17 protein-coding genes are annotated in these 18,462 nt (G+C 55.3%); all 17 read left to right on the plus strand.

Going from position 1 to position 18,462, the window contains the following annotated elements; genetic code table 11:
* Nucleotides 1–16 precede the first annotated feature (16 nt).
* The 17 genes from nuoG (at nt 17) to HED22_RS00865 (ending at nt 18,455) form a co-directional block, all read left to right on the plus strand.
* Nucleotides 17–2,077, plus strand: coding sequence for an NADH-quinone oxidoreductase subunit NuoG (gene nuoG, locus HED22_RS00785; protein ID WP_167717885.1), 2,061 nt, complete (start codon nt 17–19; stop codon nt 2,075–2,077).
* An 87-nt stretch (nt 2,078–2,164) separates the two neighbouring features.
* Complete coding sequence (nuoH, locus tag HED22_RS00790; RefSeq protein ID WP_167717887.1) at nt 2,165–3,178, plus strand: NADH-quinone oxidoreductase subunit NuoH; 1,014 nt, start codon at nt 2,165–2,167, stop codon at nt 3,176–3,178.
* Between the two features lie 31 nt (nt 3,179–3,209).
* On the plus strand, nt 3,210–3,698 hold the full coding sequence (nuoI, locus tag HED22_RS00795; RefSeq protein WP_044826786.1) for an NADH-quinone oxidoreductase subunit NuoI: 489 nt from the start codon (nt 3,210–3,212) through the stop codon (nt 3,696–3,698).
* Nucleotides 3,699–3,781: 83 nt separating this feature from the next.
* On the plus strand, nt 3,782–4,390 hold the full coding sequence (locus tag HED22_RS00800) for an NADH-quinone oxidoreductase subunit J (RefSeq protein WP_167717889.1): 609 nt from the start codon (nt 3,782–3,784) through the stop codon (nt 4,388–4,390).
* Nucleotides 4,390–4,698, plus strand: coding sequence for an NADH-quinone oxidoreductase subunit NuoK (gene nuoK / locus HED22_RS00805; RefSeq protein ID WP_007089416.1), 309 nt, complete (start codon nt 4,390–4,392; stop codon nt 4,696–4,698). Before HED22_RS00800 ends, nuoK begins: the two co-directional genes overlap by 1 nt.
* A gap of 7 nt (nt 4,699–4,705) precedes the next feature.
* Nucleotides 4,706–6,709: an NADH-quinone oxidoreductase subunit L gene (nuoL, locus tag HED22_RS00810; RefSeq protein WP_167717891.1), complete on the plus strand. Its 2,004-nt coding sequence runs from the start codon at nt 4,706–4,708 to the stop codon at nt 6,707–6,709.
* 6 nt (nt 6,710–6,715) lie between these two features.
* Nucleotides 6,716–8,233: an NADH-quinone oxidoreductase subunit M gene (locus tag HED22_RS00815; RefSeq protein ID WP_167717893.1), complete on the plus strand. Its 1,518-nt coding sequence runs from the start codon at nt 6,716–6,718 to the stop codon at nt 8,231–8,233.
* Nucleotides 8,234–8,244: 11 nt separating this feature from the next.
* Nucleotides 8,245–9,684: an NADH-quinone oxidoreductase subunit NuoN gene (gene nuoN / locus HED22_RS00820; RefSeq protein ID WP_254869646.1), complete on the plus strand. Its 1,440-nt coding sequence runs from the start codon at nt 8,245–8,247 to the stop codon at nt 9,682–9,684.
* A gap of 2 nt (nt 9,685–9,686) precedes the next feature.
* Nucleotides 9,687–10,445: a biotin--[acetyl-CoA-carboxylase] ligase gene (locus HED22_RS00825; protein ID WP_167717895.1), complete on the plus strand. Its 759-nt coding sequence runs from the start codon at nt 9,687–9,689 to the stop codon at nt 10,443–10,445.
* A gap of 43 nt (nt 10,446–10,488) precedes the next feature.
* On the plus strand, nt 10,489–11,280 hold the full coding sequence (locus HED22_RS00830) for a type III pantothenate kinase (RefSeq protein ID WP_167717898.1): 792 nt from the start codon (nt 10,489–10,491) through the stop codon (nt 11,278–11,280).
* A 74-nt stretch (nt 11,281–11,354) separates the two neighbouring features.
* Nucleotides 11,355–13,031, plus strand: a complete 1,677-nt coding sequence (locus tag HED22_RS00835) for a ribonuclease J (RefSeq protein ID WP_368484455.1) — start codon at nt 11,355–11,357, stop codon at nt 13,029–13,031.
* Nucleotides 13,032–13,135: 104 nt separating this feature from the next.
* Nucleotides 13,136–13,540, plus strand: coding sequence for a methylmalonyl-CoA epimerase (gene mce / locus HED22_RS00840; RefSeq protein WP_044826779.1), 405 nt, complete (start codon nt 13,136–13,138; stop codon nt 13,538–13,540).
* 115 nt (nt 13,541–13,655) lie between these two features.
* A complete protein-coding gene (locus HED22_RS00845; RefSeq protein ID WP_167717900.1) occupies nt 13,656–13,895 on the plus strand; it encodes a DUF1467 family protein in 240 nt (79 codons plus the stop codon).
* Nucleotides 13,896–14,376: 481 nt separating this feature from the next.
* The gene (locus HED22_RS00850; protein WP_254869647.1) at nt 14,377–14,871 is read left to right on the plus strand and encodes a hypothetical protein; all 495 of its coding nucleotides are present in this window, start codon (nt 14,377–14,379) and stop codon (nt 14,869–14,871) included.
* Between the two features lie 160 nt (nt 14,872–15,031).
* Nucleotides 15,032–16,357, plus strand: coding sequence for a proline--tRNA ligase (proS, locus tag HED22_RS00855; protein ID WP_167717904.1), 1,326 nt, complete (start codon nt 15,032–15,034; stop codon nt 16,355–16,357).
* A gap of 120 nt (nt 16,358–16,477) precedes the next feature.
* On the plus strand, nt 16,478–17,728 hold the full coding sequence (locus HED22_RS00860) for a lipoprotein-releasing ABC transporter permease subunit (protein WP_167717906.1): 1,251 nt from the start codon (nt 16,478–16,480) through the stop codon (nt 17,726–17,728).
* On the plus strand, nt 17,721–18,455 hold the full coding sequence (locus tag HED22_RS00865; protein ID WP_167717907.1) for an ABC transporter ATP-binding protein: 735 nt from the start codon (nt 17,721–17,723) through the stop codon (nt 18,453–18,455). The genes HED22_RS00860 and HED22_RS00865 overlap by 8 nt, the downstream gene beginning before the upstream one ends.
* Nucleotides 18,456–18,462 lie beyond the last annotated feature (7 nt).

An 18,462-nucleotide genomic window follows, 5' to 3' on the forward strand; every position in this document is an offset into this window, starting at 1 on the left:
TGAGAGGGATTGAGACATGCCGAAACTAACAGTTGACGGTATTGAAGTTGAAGTAGAAGCCGGGGCGACAGTCCTTCAGGCCTGTGAAGAGGCCGGTAAGGAAATCCCGCGTTTCTGCTATCACGAACGCCTGTCAATCGCCGGCAACTGCCGTATGTGTCTGGTCGAAATGGAACGCGCGCCGAAACCGGTCGCGTCCTGCGCCATGCCTGCGGCAGATGGAATGGTGATCAAAACCGATTCCGACCTGGTCAAGAAAGCACGCAATGGCGTGATGGAATTCCTGCTGATCAACCATCCGCTGGATTGCCCGATTTGCGACCAGGGTGGTGAATGTGACCTGCAGGACCAGGCAATGGCCTATGGTTTTGACTCTTCGCGTTACGCCGAGAAAAAACGTGCCGTGAAGGACAAGGAACTGGGCCCGATCGTCAAGACGATCATGACCCGCTGCATTCACTGCACCCGCTGCGTCCGCTTTTCCGAGGAAGTCGCCGGTGTCGGCACCATGGGTGCCGTCTACCGTGGCGAGGACACCGAGGTTGGACCGTATATCGAAGCATCGATCAACTCCGAGCTGTCAGGCAACCTTGTTGACCTGTGCCCGGTCGGTGCACTGACCTCCAAGCCGTATGCGTTCACCGCGCGTCCGTGGGAGCTCAAGAAAACCGATAGCGTCGATGTCATGGATGCGGTTGGATCGAACATTCGTATTGATGCCCGTACTGGCGAAGTGCTGCGTGTTCTGCCGCGCACCCACGAAGACATCAACGAAGAATGGATTTCGGACAAAACCCGTTACGCCATTGACGGCCTGAAGCGTCAGCGTCTTGACCGTCCTTATGTTCGCAAGGATGGCAAGCTCCAGCCGGCAAGCTGGGACGAAGCATTTGCTGCGATCAAGGCGAAGGTTTCCGGTCTGGATGGCAAAAAGATCGCCGCCCTTGCCGGTGACACGGTTGATTGTGAAGCGATGACCGCGCTTAAGGATCTGATGGGCAAGCTTGGTTCTGCCAATATTGATTGCCGTCAAGACGGATCGAAAATTGGCGGCCCGCGTGCTTCCTATATTTTCAACAGCACGATTGCCGGTATTGACGATGCAGATGCCTGCCTGATCGTCGGTGCCAATGTCCGTGCCGAAGCACCGATCATCAATTCCCGCCTGCGCAAGCGCTGGCGTGCGACCGCTGGCGATTTCAAAGTCGGCATCATTGGTGAAAAGTGGGATCCGACCTACAAGAACGATTATCTTGGTGCCGGTCCGGACACCCTCCAGGAAATTCTGGATGGCAAGAACGACTTTGCCAAGGTTCTCAAGGCTGCTGAAAAGCCGATGATCATTGTCGGCATGGGCGCGCTTGCCCGTGAAGACGGTGATGCTGTTCTTGCTGCGACCCGCGCAATCGCCGAGAAATACGGCATGGTTGCCGGTGAATGGAACGGCTTTAACGTTCTGCACACCGCTGCATCGCGTGTTGGCGGTCTTGATCTTGGCTTCGTGCCGGGTGAGGGCGGTCTTGCAACCAACGACATTCTTGATGGCGCTGCCAAAGGCGATATCGAGGTTGTTTATCTTCTCGGTGCCGACGAAGTCGACATGAGCAAACTGGAAAAGGCGTTTGTCATTTACCAGGGTGCCATGGGTGATGCCGGTGCACAGGCAGCTGATGTGATCTTGCCGGGTGCGGCTTACACCGAAAAGAACGGTACATATGTCAACACCGAAGGCCGCGCCCAGCAGGGCTGGCGTGCGATCTTCCCGCTTGGTGACGCGCGTGAGGACTGGGCGATTGTTCGTGCACTGTCCGGTGCGCTCGATCAGACCCTGCCATACAACAATATTGATGCGGTTCGTGAACGCATGGTGGAACTCAGCCCGACCTTCGCGTCGCTGAATGTTCCGACCAAGGCGGAATGGACCGATTTCGGCAAGGCAGGCGACATGATGCCGGAAGGCTTCGCATCGCCGGTTCGCAATTTCTATATGACCGACCCGATCAGCCGTGCATCGGTGACGATGGCCAAATGTACTGAGGCCTTTGTCAAGGATGCGGCTGCCGAGAAGGTTGCCTGAGTAAGGGGGGCGACGATCTGATCGTCGCTCATCCCGCAAGGGGGTGTCCCAATTTTGGGACGAAACGCAAAAGATACGGTTTGACCGATGGAACTTCTTTGGGACGGATATATTGAACCGCTCGTCTGGATCGTCGCCAAAATTCTGGCGATTGTCCTGCCGTTGCTGGGTGCTGTCGCCTATCTGACCTACGCCGAGCGTAAGGTCATCGGTGCTATTCAGCTCCGTAAGGGCCCGAACGTTGTGGGGCCGTTTGGGCTGCTGCAGCCGCTTGCCGATGGTTTGAAGCTGTTTCTGAAAGAAACAATCATTCCGAGCAGCGCGAACAAGGGCGTGTTCATCATTGCCCCGATGCTGACCTTTATTCTGGCAATCATCGCCTGGGCGGTTATTCCGTTCGACGAGGGCATGGTTCTGGCCGATCTGAATGTTGGTATTCTTTACATCTTCGCGATTTCGTCGCTGGGTGTTTATGGTATCGTGATGGCCGGTTGGGCATCGAACTCCAAATACGCCTTCCTTGGTGCGCTGCGTTCCGGCGCCCAGATGGTGTCCTACGAGATTTCGATTGGCCTGATCATCATTTCGGTTCTGCTGACGACCGGTTCGCTGAACCTCAGCGACATTGTCCGGGGGCAGGTTGGCGGTATCTGGGAGTGGAACTTCGTTTATCACTTCCCGATGTTCATCGTCTTCATCGTGTCCATTTTGGCAGAAACCAACCGCGCACCGTTTGACCTTCCCGAAGCGGAAGCCGAACTGGTCTCGGGTTACAACGTCGACTATTCGGCAATGACCTTTGCGCTGTTCTTCCTTGGTGAATACGCGAACATGATCCTGATGAGTGGCCTGTGCGCCATTCTGTTCCTGGGTGGCTGGAGCGCGCCGTTGCCGTTCCTCGAATTCATCCCGGGCGCAATCTGGTTCATCCTCAAGATCTGCTTCGTTCTGTTCATCTTCCTGTGGGTCCGTGCAACCTTCCCGCGTTACCGCTATGACCAACTGATGCGTCTGGGCTGGAAAATCTTCCTGCCGCTGTCTTTCGCATGGGTCATGCTGGTTGCAACGTTCCTCGTTGTTTTTGACAAGGTCCCGGCCTGATCGCCGCGCATCGGAAAGAGAGAGGTAAACGATGTCATTTATAGATCGGACGGCCCGGAGCTTCCTGCTCGCGGAACTCGTTTCGGGAATGGCGCTCACCTTGAAGTACATGTTCAAGCCCAAGGTGACGATCAACTACCCGTACGAAAAAGGCCCGCTGAGCCCGCGTTTCCGTGGTGAACATGCGCTCCGCCGTTACCCGAACGGCGAAGAGCGTTGCATCGCCTGCAAACTCTGCGAAGCCATTTGCCCGGCACAGGCCATCACCATTGAGGTCGAGCCGCGTGATGACGGTTCGCGTCGTACCACGCGGTACGACATTGATATGACGAAATGCATCTACTGTGGCTTCTGCGAGGAAGCCTGCCCGGTGGATGCCATCGTCGAAGGTCCGAACTTCGAGTTCGCAACCGAAAACCGCGAGGAGCTGTTCTATGACAAGGACAAGCTGCTGGCAAACGGCGAGCGTTGGGAAGCCGAGCTTGCTGCACGATTGGAGGCAGACGCACCTTATCGGTAAGTGTCGCGTCTGATCGTTAGAAAGAGAGTTCATGGGCCGTTGTAAGCCATTGGGGCAACAACGGTTCGCCAAGGGGGTACCTTATGGTCGTACAGGCTTTGGCTTTTTACCTGTTTGCTACCGTCGCGGTCTTGGCCGCGACTGCGGTTGTGACCGTTCGCAACCCGGTGCATTCGGTACTGTTGCTGATCTTGACATTCTTTAACGCAGCCGGACTTTTCGTCCTGCTGGGTGCCGAGTTTCTCGCCATGCTGCTTGTCGTCGTCTATGTCGGCGCGGTTGCAGTCCTGTTCTTGTTCGTCGTCATGATGCTCGACATTAACTTTGTCGAGATGCGTCAGGGCTTCCTGAACTACCTGCCGATCGGCATTCTGATCGCGGTTGTTCTGTTCGTCGAACTTGCACTGGTTGGCGCTGGCTGGACCCTTACCGATGAGGCAGTCGCGGTTCTCGCGCAGCCAACACCGGCAGGGCTGACCAACGTCGAAGCACTCGGTCAACTGATCTATACCGATTACGCATACATCTTCCAGGCGGCTGGTCTGGTTCTGCTTGTTGCGATGATTGGCGCAATTGTCCTGACACTGCGTCACCGTGAAGGTGTCCGTCGTCAGAAAATCTCCGAGCAGGTCAAGCGTACCCGCGCTGATACGCTTGAAGTCAAAAAAGTTCCGGTCGGAAGGGGGATCTGATGGAAATCGGTCTTGCACATTATCTGACCGTCGCGGCGATCCTTTTCACACTCGGGATCTTTGGCATCTTCATGAACCGCAAGAACGTCATCATCATCATGATGTCGATCGAGTTGATGCTGCTGGCGGTCAATATCAATCTGGTCGCGTTCTCGTCGTTCCTCGGCGACCTCGTCGGACAGGTCTTTACCATCTTCGTTCTGACGGTTGCTGCGGCTGAAGCAGCGATTGGTCTGGCGATCCTGGTCGTCTATTTCCGTAACCGCGGCACCATCGCGGTTGAAGACATCAACATGATGAAGGGGTAAGGCAGATATGTATCCGTTGATTGTATTCCTGCCCCTGATCGCGGCGATCCTTGCCGGGACCATCACGCTGGTCAGCGCCATGTCGACCGCGAAAGAGGCCCCGCACGATGCCCACGGTCATCACCATCATGGTGCGTCCTCGGCCGATCGCGTTGCACAGCTGATCACCGTTGCCGGTGTCGTGATTTCCTTTGTGATTTCGATCTTTGCCTTTGTCGATGTTGCCCTGGGTGGCAACCCGGTTGTGATTGAACTGTTCACCTGGATTTCATCAGGCAGCTTTGATGCATCCTGGGCGCTGCGTATCGATACGCTGACCTGTGTGATGCTGATCGTTGTGACCGGCGTGTCCTCGATGGTTCACATCTATTCCATCGGCTATATGTCGCATGACCCGGACAAGCCGCGCTTCATGGCGTATCTGAGCCTGTTCACCTTTGCGATGCTGATGCTGATTACCGCCGACAACCTGATCCAGCTGTTCTTCGGCTGGGAGGGCGTTGGTCTGGCATCGTACCTGTTGATTGGTTTCTGGTACTCCAAACCGTCGGCTTCGGCTGCTGCGATGAAAGCCTTCATCGTCAACCGTGTCGGTGACTTCGGCTTTGCCCTTGGTATCTTTGCGGTCTATGTCCTGTTCGACAGCGTTCAGTTCGACGTTATCTTTGGCGATGCCGAAGAAGTCGCCGGCACCACGCTGATGTTCCTGGGCCATGAGTTCTCAGCCCTTGAGATTACCTGCTTCCTGCTGTTCATCGGTGCGATGGGTAAATCGGCACAGCTTGGTCTGCACACCTGGCTTCCTGACGCAATGGAAGGCCCGACGCCTGTTTCCGCCCTTATTCACGCGGCAACCATGGTGACGGCCGGTGTGTTCATGGTCGCGCGTCTGTCGCCGATCTTTGAATATGCTGAAACCACCCTGATGATCGTGACCATCGTTGGTGCCTCGACCGCATTCTTTGCGGCGACCATCGGCTGTGTTCAGAACGACATCAAGCGCGTGATTGCCTATTCGACCTGTTCGCAGCTGGGCTATATGTTCTTTGCCTGCGGCGTGTCGGCTTATTCGGCGGGTGTCTTCCACCTGATGACGCACGGCTTCTTCAAGGCGCTGCTGTTCCTTGGGGCTGGTTCGGTCATCCACGCCATGTCTGATGAACAGGACATGCGCAAGATGGGCGGCATTGCGAAAATGATCCCGCTGACCTTCGCTGTGATGGTGATTGGTACGCTGGCGATTACCGGTGTTCCGGGCTTCGCGGGGTATTATTCCAAGGACCTTATCCTTGAAAGCGCCTATGCGGCACATACCGGCGTTGGCCTGTATGCGTTCTGGGCTGGTATCCTTGCGGCTCTGATGACCTCGTTCTACAGCTGGCGTCTGATCTTCCTGACCTTCTTCGGCGCACCGCGTGCCGATGAACGTACCATGGCGCATGTACATGAAAGCCCGGCAGTCATGACCGGTCCGCTTCTGTTCCTGACCGTTGGTGCCGTCTTTGCAGGCTGGTTCGCCCATGGCTGGTTCGGTGGTGGCGACTATGAAGAAATGCTGTCCTTCTGGAACGGCGCGATCTTCATGGCAGAAGGCCATCAGGCCCTTGAACATGCACACCATGTTCCGGGTTGGGTGAAATGGGCACCGTTTGTGGCCATGATCACCGGTCTGTCGCTTGCGATTGTCATGTACAAGCTGGTTCCGTCGCTTCCGCGCACGCTTGCCAACACCTTCAACGGTGTTTACCGCTTCGCGCTGAACAAATGGTACTTCGACGAACTCTATGACAAGATTTTCGTCAAGCCGGCCTTTGCTTTGGGCTATGGCTTCTGGAAATCAGGGGATGGTGCCATCATCGATGGTTGCGGTCCGGATGGTGTTGCAGCGGTTTGCCGTAACATCGCACGTCGCGTCAGCGCCATTCAGAGTGGTTTCGTTTATCACTATGCATTTGCGATGCTGATCGGCATTGCGGCGCTGGTCTCCTACACAATTTGGAAGATGGGTTAACGGGCGATGAGTGATTGGCCAATTCTTTCGATCGTCACTTTCCTGCCGCTGGTCGGTGCAGCCCTGCTGCTGCTGATCAACGGTGAAGAGGCGACTGTTGCCCGCAATTCCCGTTGGGTTGCGCTTTGGACCTCGGGGTTCACGTTCCTCGTATCCTTGATGCTGTGGGTGAACTTTGATGCAACGACCGCAGATTTCCAGTTCGTCGAGCAGGCGGACTGGATGCCGGGTCTTAACATTTCCTATCACATGGGCGTTGACGGTATTTCCGTTCTGTTCGTCCTGCTTGCGACCTTCCTGACCCCGATTTGTATTCTGTCGGCATGGGAAGCGATCCAGAAGCGCGTGAAGGAATACATGATCGCCTTCCTCGTTCTTGAAACGATGATGGTCGGCATGTTCAGCGCCCTTGACGGTCTGCTGTTCTATCTGTTCTTCGAAGGCGTCCTGATCCCGATGTTCATCATCATCGGCGTTTGGGGTGGTCAGCGTCGCGTCTATGCGGCATTCAAGCTGTTCCTCTACACCCTTCTTGGTTCGGTCCTGATGCTGGTCGCTTTGCTTGCGATGTATTTCGAAGCAGGCACCACCGATATCCCGACCCTGATGGAATACGGTTTTGACTATAATATGCAGCTCTGGCTGTGGCTGGCCTTCTTCGCATCGTTTGCCGTCAAGGTGCCGATGTGGCCGGTCCATACCTGGCTGCCAGATGCCCACGTTGAGGCACCGACGGCTGGTTCTGTGATCCTGGCTGGCGTGCTTTTGAAAATGGGTGGTTACGGTTTCCTGCGCTTCTCGCTGCCGATGATGCCGCTGGCATCTGAAACCTTCGCGCCGCTCGTCTTCACGCTGTCGATTGTTGCAATCATCTATACCTCGCTGGTCGCACTTGCCCAGCAGGACATGAAAAAGCTGATTGCGTATTCATCGGTTGCCCACATGGGTATTGTCACGATCGGTGCGTTTACCTTTAACCAGCACGGTATCGAAGGTTCGATCTTCCAGATGCTCAGCCACGGTGTGGTTTCCGGTGCACTCTTCCTGTGTGTCGGTGTGGTCTATGACCGTATCCATACCCGCGAGATTGATGCGTATGGCGGTCTGGTTCATCGTATGCCGAGCTACGCGCTGATGTTCATGTTCTTTACCATGGCATCGGTTGGTCTGCCGGGCACCGGTGGGTTCGTTGGCGAAATCCTGACACTGTTGGGTGCATTCGAAGCCAACACCTGGGTTGCATTCTTTGCGTCAACCGGTCTGATCCTTGGTGCGACCTACGCGCTGTATCTCTATCGTCGGATTATTTTCGGGGCGCTCACCAAAGAGAACCTGAAAACCATCCTCGATCTGAGCCCGCGTGAATGGCTTATCTTTGCTCCGCTGGTGATCATCGTTCTGTGGATGGGGGTCTATCCGGTCTCCTTCCTCGACATCATGCATGTCTCGGTTGAGAACCTCGTCAACCAGGTCGAAACGGCCCAAGCTGCCGCGGCACATGCCGCCCAGCTGGCTGCGAATTGAGGGGAATGAACATGGGAGTTTCTATGCTCAACCTCGGGGCCGCGCTGCCCGAAATGTTTATGGCAGTTTCTGCCTTGGCGCTGTTGATGCTTGGGGTTTTCGCCGGCAAGGACAAAGCCTTCCGCACTGTATCCTGGCTGGCTGTTGCCGCCCAGATCGTTGCCATCGCTCTGGTGGTAATGGGTGATGGTGGTTCGGCTTTCTATGGTCAGTTCAGCGCTGATCCGTTTGCCAAGTTCTGCAAGGTCCTGATCCTGATCGGTTCTGCAACCGGCATCATCATGGCCATGAACTTTGCCGAGCGCGAAAACATGGCACGTTTCGAGTTCCCGATCCTGATCTCTCTTGCCACCCTTGGCATGATGGCGATGGTGTCGGCAACCGACATGCTGTCGCTGTATCTCGGTCTCGAACTGCAGTCGCTTGCACTTTATGTCGTTGCGGCCATCCGCCGTGACACCGTGCGTTCGACGGAATCGGGTCTGAAATACTTCATCCTTGGTTCGATTGCCTCGGGCATCCTGCTTTATGGCATGTCGATGGTCTATGGCTTCACCGGCACCACGAACTTCGACGTTCTTGGTGATACCCTTGTCGGTGGTGAACTGCCGCTTGGTGCGCTGGTTGGTCTGGCATTCATCTTTGCCGGTCTGTGCTTCAAGGTTTCCGCTGTTCCATTCCACATGTGGACCCCGGACGTTTATGAAGGTGCGCCGACCCCGGTGACCTCCTTCTTTGCGGTTGCTCCGAAGATTGCCGGTCTTGCGCTGTTCATCCGCGTTGCCGTTGGTCCGTTTGGTGGTGCTGTTGAAGACTGGCAGCAGATCATTGTCCTGATCTCCATCCTGTCGATGGCGGTTGGTTCCTTTGCAGCACTCCGTCAGGAAAACATCAAACGTCTGATGGCCTATTCGTCCATCGGTCACGTTGGTTTCGCACTGGTTGGTCTGGCTGCAGGCACCGAAGAAGGTGTGACCGGTGTTCTGGTTTATCTGGGTATCTACCTTGTCATGAACCTTGGCACCTTTGCCGTGATCCTGTGCATGCGTCGTAATGATCGCATGAACGAGGAAATCACCGACCTTGCCGGTCTGGCCAAAACCAAGCCGCTGATGGCCGCGATTACCGCGATCTTCATGTTCTCGATGGCCGGTATTCCGCCGCTGGCAGGCTTCTTTGGCAAGTTCTATGTCTTCAAGGCCGCCGTTGATTCTGGTCTTGTTACGCTTGCAGTTATCGGTTTGGTGACCTCGGTCGTCAGTGCCTATTACTATCTGCGTATCATCAAGGTCATGTACTTTGACGAGCCGGTCGAAGGCTTCGATCGCAATGGTACCGAGATGAATGTCATCATGGCGGTTGCCACGATCATCATCCTGGCCTTCGTCTTCTTCCCGAACCCGCTGATGGATAGCGCAGCTATTGCCGCGGCATCGCTGTTTGGGATGTAAGAATGGCTTTGCGAACGATCCGTCTTCCCGAAGGTTTCCACCTTCACCAACTGGAAGCGGTCGACAGCACGAATGAAGAGGCCAAACGCCTCGCTGACAAGGGCGCCCAAAGTGGCGCCCTTGTTCTAGCCAGAACCCAGACTTCCGGCCGTGGTCGCCGTGGTCGTGCCTGGTCATCGCCTGTTGGCAATCTTTATTCCTCGCTTTTGCTGCGCCCGACCTGTTCCCTGGCCGAGGCGGCCCGACTGACCTTCGTGATTGCGGTTGCCATGGCCGAGGCGGTCGAAACCGTAACCGGTGGCAAGGTCCGCCCGGATTGCAAATGGCCCAATGATTTGATGGTCAATGGCCGCAAGATCTGCGGGATCCTGCTTGAAAGTGCCTCCAATCGGGGGGCGGCAACCGATTACCTTGTAATCGGGGCAGGGGTGAATGTTGCCTTTTTTCCCGATGATTCGGAACGCCCGGCAACCTCGCTGGCGGCGCTTGGTGCCCCGGTTTCGGTCGATGATCTGGTATCAACCTATGTTGCGCGCGTCGCCCATTGGCTGCCGATCTGGGAAAAGGATGGTTTCGAGCCGATCCGCGACGCGTGGCTGACCCGTGGATATGGTATTGGCAAACCGGTTGTGGCGCGTCTGACCGAACGCGAGCTCGAAGGAACTTTCGTCGGGCTTGATGAGGATGGCTCACTTATCCTAAGAGAAAATAGCGGTGTCGAACATCGCATCGGGGCTGGCGAAGTTTTCTTTGCCGCCTGACTTCACCCCATAGCTTGCTTTGTAGCGGAGGCTTGTAAGCATCATGTTGCTTGCGATTGATGCCGGAAACACCAACATCGTTTTTGCCGTTTTTGATGGCGATACCATCAAGGGTCAGTGGCGCTGTTCGACCACGACCGAACGTACGGCCGATGAATTGGGGGTGTGGTTGCGCCACCTGTTTACGCTATCGGATGTTCCAGTGGATGCCATCACCGGCGCAATCATTGCGACTGTGGTGCCGGCGGCGGAATTCAGCCTGAAAACCCTGTGTCGCCGCTATTTTGATATTGAACCGATGGTTGTTGGCGATCCGGCGGTCAATCTGGACATGAAAGTCATCATGGACCGCCCAAGCGAGGTCGGCGCTGACCGTCTTGTGAACGCGATTGCCGCTCATGAATTGTTCGGTGGACCGCTGGTGGTGCTTGATTTCGGCACGGCGACGACCTTTGACGTTGTTGACGAAAATGGCGATTACCTTGGCGGTGTGATTGCGCCGGGGGTGAACCTGTCGATCAAGGCGCTGCATATGGCTGCGGCCCAACTGCCGATGGTTGCGATCGAAGCACCGCGCAGTGTGGTGGGCAAAAACACGGTCGAGGCCATGCAGTCCGGTGTCTATTGGGGCTATGTCTCGATGATCGAAGGATTGCTGGCACGTATTCGCAAACAGCAAAATCTTGACCATATCAAAGTCGTGGCAACGGGCGGTCTTGCGCCGCTCTTTACCAAGGCGGTTGATGAAATTGAATATCTGCACGGTGATCTGACGATGCTGGGGCTGTTGATGATCTATCGTCGCAACAGCCAGAAGACAGCCAAGCAAGCCTGATAAACACTTGCGCCCAGGCAGGGGAAGGATTATCCCGCATCTGAACGCTGTGCCGAAAACAAAGGATACCCTAAGTGGATTTGTATTTGCCAAAAGATGACGTGTTGTTTGTGCCGCTCGGTGGGTCCGGCGAAATCGGCATGAACCTGAACCTTTATGGCTATGACGACCAGTGGTTGATGGTCGACATGGGCGTCTCGTTTGGTGAGGAAGGCCTGCCGGGCGTCGATGTGGTCATGCCTGACCCGACCTTTATCGAAGACCGCAAGGACAAGCTGCTTGGTCTCGTTTTGACCCACGCGCACGAAGACCATCTTGGTGCTGTGCCTTATCTTTGGCCGCGTCTGAAATGCCCGATCTACGCGACCCCGTTTGCGGCTGAATTCCTAAAGGCCAAACTCTCTGAAACCGATTTCGCCGATGAAGTGCCGATCCATGTGATCGAACTTGGTGGCCGGTTTGAGCTTGGCTGTTTTGATATCGAATTCGTCACCATGACGCACTCGATCTTGGAGCCCAACGCCCTTGCCATTCGCACGCCCAAAGGACTGATCGTCCATACCGGCGATTGGAAATTCGATCCCGATCCCCAGATCGGCGAGGCATCGGATGTCAAAAAGCTCGAAGAGCTTGGCGATGAAGGCGTGATGGCGCTGGTCTGTGATTCGACCAACGTGTTCTCCGAAGGCAAAACAGGCTCCGAAGGTGAGGTGGCCAAAAATCTGTCCACGCTGTTTGCAGAACACCCGCAGGGCCGCATCGCGGTTGCCTGCTTTGCCACCAACGTTGCACGTGTACAGTCAGTGATCGAAGCGGCCCATGAAAATGGCCGCTGTGTCGGGCTTGCTGGTCGCTCGCTCAACCGCGTGACAGAGGCCGCCCGCGAAGTCGGTTACCTCAAGGGCTATCCAAATCTTCTAAGTGACGAAGATGCCATGGAAGTACCCAAGGATCAGGTGCTTTTGCTGTGCACCGGATCACAGGGCGAACCGCGTGCGGCACTTTCGCGCATTGCCAAAGGTGACCATCCAAAGGTTGAGCTTGATCCGGGCGATACCGTTGTCTTCTCGGCACGTGAAATTCCCGGCAACGAGAAATCCATCGGCTATATCCAGAACCTTTTGATCCGGCGCGGCATCAAAGTCATCACTGCCCGTGACGAACCGATCCACGTATCGGGCCATCCGGGCCGCGAAGACCTGACACGGATGTATCAGCTGACCCGCCCGAAAATTCTCGTGCCGGTGCATGGCGAAACCCGCCATCTCTGTGAACAGGCCGCCTTGGGCGCGGAATGCCAGATCCCCGAGCAGGTCATCCCGCATGATGGCACGGTGATCCGACTGTCACCGGGCGATGCCCATGTGATTGGTGTGGCAGAGGCCGGTGTTCTTGCCCTTGATGGCGGCCGGTTGCTCAAACGGGATTCTGATACCTTCCGCAATCGTAATCGCATCGTTTGGAACGGCGTGATGTTCGTCACCGTGGTGCTCAACCAGTTTGGTGAAATGGTCAATGAACCAATGATCACGGCCCCAAGCCTGTTTGACGAACCCGGCGAAGAAACCCGCCTTGATCACTTTGCGGCTGAAATCGGCAATCGTATTGATCAGCTTAATGACCAAGAAGTTCTTGATGATGCCGCCGTGATTCTGGCAGTACGTCAGGCGCTGCGTCGTCCGGTGCGTCAACGCATGGGCAAACGTCCGCTGATCGAAGTGCATCTGGTCCGCGTGACAGAGCAGGGGTGATCCTGCACGCTTCGGGTATTCGACCAAAAGCGCAGTTGTCTCTTTACCGGGCTAGGCCCTAAATTGGCGTCGATCGGGCAGATTAAAGACTTTAGGAGAACACCATGATTGGACGGCTGAACCACGTTGCGATTGCTGTGCCGGACCTTGAAGCTGGCATCGCCCAATATCGTGATGTTTTGGGGGCAAAAGTCTCAGAGCCGCAAGACGAACCCGATCACGGGGTCACGGTTGTTTTTGTCGAACTGCCCAACACCAAGATAGAACTGCTTTATCCACTGGGCGAAAACTCCCCGATCAAGGGCTTCCTTGAAAAGAACGCATCGGGCGGCATTCACCATGTCTGCTACGAAGTCGATGACATTCTTGCTGCCCGTGACAAGCTGCAGGCAAGTGGCGCACGTGTTCTCGGCGATGGCGAGCCAAAGATTGGTGCCCATGGCAAACCGGTTCTGTTCCTGCATCCCAAGGATTTCAACGGTACGCTTGTCGAACTCGAACAGGTTTGATCAAGGCCGCCCCCCAGCGAGACTTATGTCACCGTGTCCGGCCTTGCAAAAAGGTCTGGGGGTTTCTATCGTCTGCTGACCACCTAATTCACGCCACCAACCCAAAGAGACACCCATGAACTGGTTTTCCGGACTGCTTGTTTACATCGTTATCTGGTGGCTGGTTCTGTTCATGGTGCTGCCGGTGGGCGTTAAGCGTGTGGAAAATGTCGAACCCGGTCATGACAGCGGCGCCCCGGAAAAACCGCATATGTGGAAGAAGGTCCTTGCGACCAGTCTGATTTCGCTGATCCTGTGGGCGGTCGCATGGTTTGTCATCACCAGCGGCATGATCGAAGTTCGCCCGCCGCAATAAGTCGATTTCCGACCGCCTGAAAAATATAAAACCCCGCACAAATTGCTGCGGGGTTTTGTCGTTTAGCCCTGCATAAAAGGCATGGCTCATCGGGTAGGGGTAAAAAAAAAGCAAGATCACAAGGATCTTGCTAAGACGCTATTTTTATAGCTGTTTTCCCGTAATCTTTTTATACTTCCTCCTAAGACCTGGGCTTATGCACAGGTTTTATTTCGACGTCGCGCCAGCTTCTTGTATGCTTATTGGCAACAAAGCCTCCCGCAATATTATGAGCGGCTGCGATACGCCTTCCGCAACGATCTTACGCCGTTAGCGGAGGACTAAAAAGCCACATGTTTCGTTTTTATGCAAGATGTTTTGACCAAACTTCACAAATGAATCGTTGCTGCACTGCACACAGATAGGACAAAACTGCATCATGCCCCATTCTTCATTGGTCCAATCTATTGTTCGTCCCATTTTTGGTCATAAAATCAGACTATTGACGGCCGTTGTCGTCGTCATGGTGATGGCATTGCCGGTGACTGTTGTGCGGGCGCAGGACGAATCCCCGTTCCCGTCTGCGGACAGCGAAACAGACAACGCGGCTGCCGATGATGCTGCAGCATCGACGGAGGCACCCGTTTCGACAATCACGGTGTCGCGGTCGGCGTGCAAGGAACTGTTGCGCCATGTACCCGAAGATGATGTTGCCTATAAGCCGGGTGTGGATGTACGAGGCAATGAAGTGGCCCCGGCGGATTTGAACGGGGGCAGCAACATTTTAAAGTCGCTGCCCAAGGAAATCGAATTTCCGGTTTCCATCGACTTCTTTGAATATTCCGGAATTGCGGTGCCCAACGGCGTCAGCGGTGAACAAAGCATCGGCAAGATCACCTATCGCAACGGACAGGTCTATTTTAACGACCAGCCGCTTGGTGATGCTGCAAACAACGCCGAATTGATTGAGGCGTGCCGCAAGGCGGGCTTTCACTGATCACGCATAACCTGTCCTGATGGCCATCGCAGTTTTGCCATCTTTGGTCCCTGGCTGGATATAGATGATATAAAGCAAGTTCCGGCTTGCGTTTCGGGCTGCTCTGTCGCATTTTCCGGGCAAGGTTAAAATATTCAGATTTGATCATCACGAGGCATTGATGCGTCTTTCCCAGTTCTTTCTGCCGACCCTGAAGGAAACTCCTTCGGAAGCCCAGATTGCGTCCCACCGTCTTATGCTCCGCGCCGGTATGGTGCGCCAGCTGACCGCAGGGATCTATTCCTGGCTGCCGCTCGGCCACCGTGTTCTTAAAAAGATCGAACAGATCGTTCGTGAAGAACAGGACAAGATCGGCTTTAACGAGCTTCTGATGCCAACCATCCAGCCAGCCGAGCTTTGGCAGGAAAGTGGTCGTTATGATGATTACGGTCTTGAGATGCTGCGCATCACCGACCGTCATGATCGCAAGATGCTGTTTGGTCCGACCAACGAAGAAGCGATCACCGACATCTTCCGCAAGGATGTGCGCTCTTATAAACAGTTGCCGCAGCTGCTGTATCATATTCAGTGGAAATTCCGTGACGAGATCCGCCCGCGCTTTGGCGTGATGCGTGGTCGCGAATTCTATATGAAGGACGCTTATTCGTTCGACATCGATTACGAAAGCGCGCGTCACACCTATAACAAGATTTTCCTGGCCTACTGCCGCACCTTCACCCGTCTGGGTGTCAAGGCGATCCCGATGGTGGCCGATACCGGCCCTATTGGCGGGGACCTTAGCCACGAATTCATCATTCTGGCCGATACCGGCGAAAGTGAAGTTTTCTGCGACAAGAAGTGGCTGGAAAAAGACCTGACCGGCAAGGGCGTTGATCTTAATGATCGTACCGGCCTTGAAAACTGGGTGCAGGGCACGCTTAAAGACTACGCCGCGACCGAGGAGATGCACGACGCCAGCAACGATGCTGTCACCGCATTGGGGGATGATCTTGTCACCACGCGCGGTATTGAAGTTGGTCACATCTTCCATTTCGGTACCAAATACTCCGAACCGATGGGCGCAACTGTCCTTGGCCCGGATGGCACCGAAGTTCCGGTCCAGATGGGCTCATACGGTATTGGTGTGTCGCGTCTTGTCGGCGCCCTGATCGAGGCATCCCACGACGAAAACGGCATCATCTGGCCCGAAGCTGTCGCACCGTATCAGGTTGGCCTGATCAACCTTAGGACCGGTGATGACGCTTGTGACGCGGCCTGTGAAGATGCCTATAGCAAGCTGACCAATGCCGGGATCGAGGTCCTTTATGATGATCGCGACATCCGCGCAGGCGGCAAGTTTGCCGATATGGACCTGATCGGTCTGCCGTGGCAGATCGTGATTGGCCCCAAAGGCCTCAAGAACGGTGTTGTTGAACTCAAGAACCGCAAATCGGGTGAAAAAACCGAAGTCACCTTTGAGGCGGCTCTTAATCAGATCAACGGCTGATCTGAGAATGCATTACCTCGGGGCAGCTTTTTGCTGCCCCGTTGCCATTTCCGGTTTGGGTGCTAAGTGTTTTTTATCCAACCCGGTTTCCTGACCTGCTTCCACAAGGATCGATTGCCCATGTTCAGTCCGTTCGAGCGTATGGTGGCCTTCCGCTACCTGCGTCCACGTCGGCAGGAAGGCTTTGTTTCCGTCATTGCCATCTTCTCGTTGCTTGGCATCATGCTGGGTGTTGCGACACTCATCATTGTCATGTCGGTGATGAATGGTTTCCGCGCGGAACTGCTTGGCCGAATTCTCGGACTGAACGGTCATATCTCTGTCTATGCACAGGGCAATGGCGGCATTGGCGATTACGCCAAGATCGAAGACGAGATTGCCAAGAACGGCAATGTCGTGCTGACCGTGCCGGTGGTCGAAGGGCAGGTGATGGCATCGAAAAACGGTCGGGCATCCGGTGCGATCGTGCGTGGCATGCGCCCCGAAGATGTCAAACAACGCAAAACCATCGCGGACAATATCGTTTTCGGCTCGCTTGATGAATTCAAGGGTGAAGACACCGTGATCATGGGCGCGCGTCTGGCCATGAAGCTTGGCGTTGGCGTTGGCGATACAGTCAACCTGATTTCGCCCAAGGGCAATGTGACCGCCTTTGGTTCCGTGCCGCGTGTGCGGGGCTACACGGTGGCGGGTCTGTTTGATATCGGCATGTATGAATATGACAGTGGCTTTATCTTCATGCCGCTGGCCGCGGCCCAGACCTATTTCCGACTGCCGGAAAAAATCACCCATTTTGAAGTGATGCTTGAAGATATCGGATCCCTTGATGACACGATGGACGAGTTGCTTACGACCCTGGCGGGGGAACGTTTGCGACTGGTCAACTGGCAGCAATCCAATGCCGGGTTCTTTAATGCGCTGCAGGTCGAACGCAATGTGATGTTCCTGATCCTGACGCTGATCATTCTGGTTGCGGCCTTTAACATCATTTCCGGCATGGTCATGCTGGTGAAGGACAAGGGGCGCGATATCGCGATCCTGCGCACCATGGGCGCGACCCGTCAGTCGATCATGAAGGTGTTCTTTCTGGCCGGGGCGTCGATTGGTGTGCTGGGCACGATCTCTGGCCTGGTCATTGGCGTTCTGTTCTGTCTGAATATCGAAAACATTCGTCAATTCATCCAAAGCCTGACCGGCACCGACCTGTTCAATGCCGAAATTTACTTCCTGTCGCAGCTTCCTGCCGACATGGATGTCGGCGAGGTCGTGATGGTCTGCATCATGTCGCTGACCCTGTCCTTCCTTGCCACGGTGTATCCGGCATGGCGGGCATCGCGCCTCGATCCGGTGGAGGCCCTGCGTTATGAGTGATGTGATGAAAACAACCGCCGAAGAACGCGCACGCAATGTCGTGCTGCGGCTCGACAAAATCGACCGGATTTTCAATCAGGGCCCCGATCAGCTCGAAATCCTGAAATCGGTCGATCTTGAAATCCATCAGGGCGAAATCGTCGCTCTTGTCGGGCCATCGGGCGCGGGTAAATCGACCCTGCTTCAGATTGCCGGTTTGCTGGAAAAGCCCGATGGCGGGCTGGTCTCGATTGGTGGCAAGCGCAGCACGGATTTGTCTGATCTGGCACGAACCGAAATGCGCCGCAGCCACATCGGTTTTGTCTATCAGTATCATCATTTGCTGCCGGAATTTTCAGCCCTTGAAAACGTCGTCATGCCACAAATGATCAATGGTCTGAAACGTGCCGAGGCCGAAGTGCGCGGTCTTGAACTGCTGCGCTGCCTTGGTCTTGAAAACCGTGCGGACCATCGTCCGGCACGTCTTTCCGGCGGCGAGCAACAGCGTGTCGCGATTGCGCGTGCGCTGGCCAATGTACCCGATGTTTTGTTTGCCGATGAACCGACCGGCAACCTTGATCCGCAGACGGCCGATACCGTGTTTGGCATGTTGATGACACTGGTGCGTGAAACCGGTCTGGCGTCGCTGATTGCGACCCATAACCCGGCACTCGCACGTCAGATGGATCGCGTCGTGACGCTGCGGGATGGTCATTTGATCGAACTCGACCCGGCCGAGCTTTCCTAAGCGATCA

It is taken from the genome of Thalassospira sp. HF15, assembly GCF_011806525.1.
GTDB lineage: Bacteria > Pseudomonadota > Alphaproteobacteria > Rhodospirillales > Thalassospiraceae > Thalassospira.

What these genes read in the sequence shown, in the direction of transcription:
- nuoG (WP_167717885.1), top strand. Translation starts at nt 17, where the DNA reads ATGCCGAAACTAACAGTTGACGGTATTGAAGTTGAAGTAGAAGCCGGG.
- nuoH (WP_167717887.1), top strand. Translation starts at nt 2,165, where the DNA reads ATGGAACTTCTTTGGGACGGATATATTGAACCGCTCGTCTGGATCGTC.
- nuoI (WP_044826786.1), top strand. Translation starts at nt 3,210, where the DNA reads ATGTCATTTATAGATCGGACGGCCCGGAGCTTCCTGCTCGCGGAACTC.
- HED22_RS00800 (WP_167717889.1), top strand. Translation starts at nt 3,782, where the DNA reads ATGGTCGTACAGGCTTTGGCTTTTTACCTGTTTGCTACCGTCGCGGTC.
- nuoK (WP_007089416.1), top strand. Translation starts at nt 4,390, where the DNA reads ATGGAAATCGGTCTTGCACATTATCTGACCGTCGCGGCGATCCTTTTC.
- nuoL (WP_167717891.1), top strand. Translation starts at nt 4,706, where the DNA reads ATGTATCCGTTGATTGTATTCCTGCCCCTGATCGCGGCGATCCTTGCC.
- HED22_RS00815 (WP_167717893.1), top strand. Translation starts at nt 6,716, where the DNA reads ATGAGTGATTGGCCAATTCTTTCGATCGTCACTTTCCTGCCGCTGGTC.
- nuoN (WP_254869646.1), top strand. Translation starts at nt 8,245, where the DNA reads ATGGGAGTTTCTATGCTCAACCTCGGGGCCGCGCTGCCCGAAATGTTT.
- HED22_RS00825 (WP_167717895.1), top strand. Translation starts at nt 9,687, where the DNA reads ATGGCTTTGCGAACGATCCGTCTTCCCGAAGGTTTCCACCTTCACCAA.
- HED22_RS00830 (WP_167717898.1), top strand. Translation starts at nt 10,489, where the DNA reads ATGTTGCTTGCGATTGATGCCGGAAACACCAACATCGTTTTTGCCGTT.
- mce (WP_044826779.1), top strand. Translation starts at nt 13,136, where the DNA reads ATGATTGGACGGCTGAACCACGTTGCGATTGCTGTGCCGGACCTTGAA.
- HED22_RS00845 (WP_167717900.1), top strand. Translation starts at nt 13,656, where the DNA reads ATGAACTGGTTTTCCGGACTGCTTGTTTACATCGTTATCTGGTGGCTG.
- proS (WP_167717904.1), top strand. Translation starts at nt 15,032, where the DNA reads ATGCGTCTTTCCCAGTTCTTTCTGCCGACCCTGAAGGAAACTCCTTCG.
- HED22_RS00860 (WP_167717906.1), top strand. Translation starts at nt 16,478, where the DNA reads ATGTTCAGTCCGTTCGAGCGTATGGTGGCCTTCCGCTACCTGCGTCCA.
- HED22_RS00865 (WP_167717907.1), top strand. Translation starts at nt 17,721, where the DNA reads ATGAGTGATGTGATGAAAACAACCGCCGAAGAACGCGCACGCAATGTC.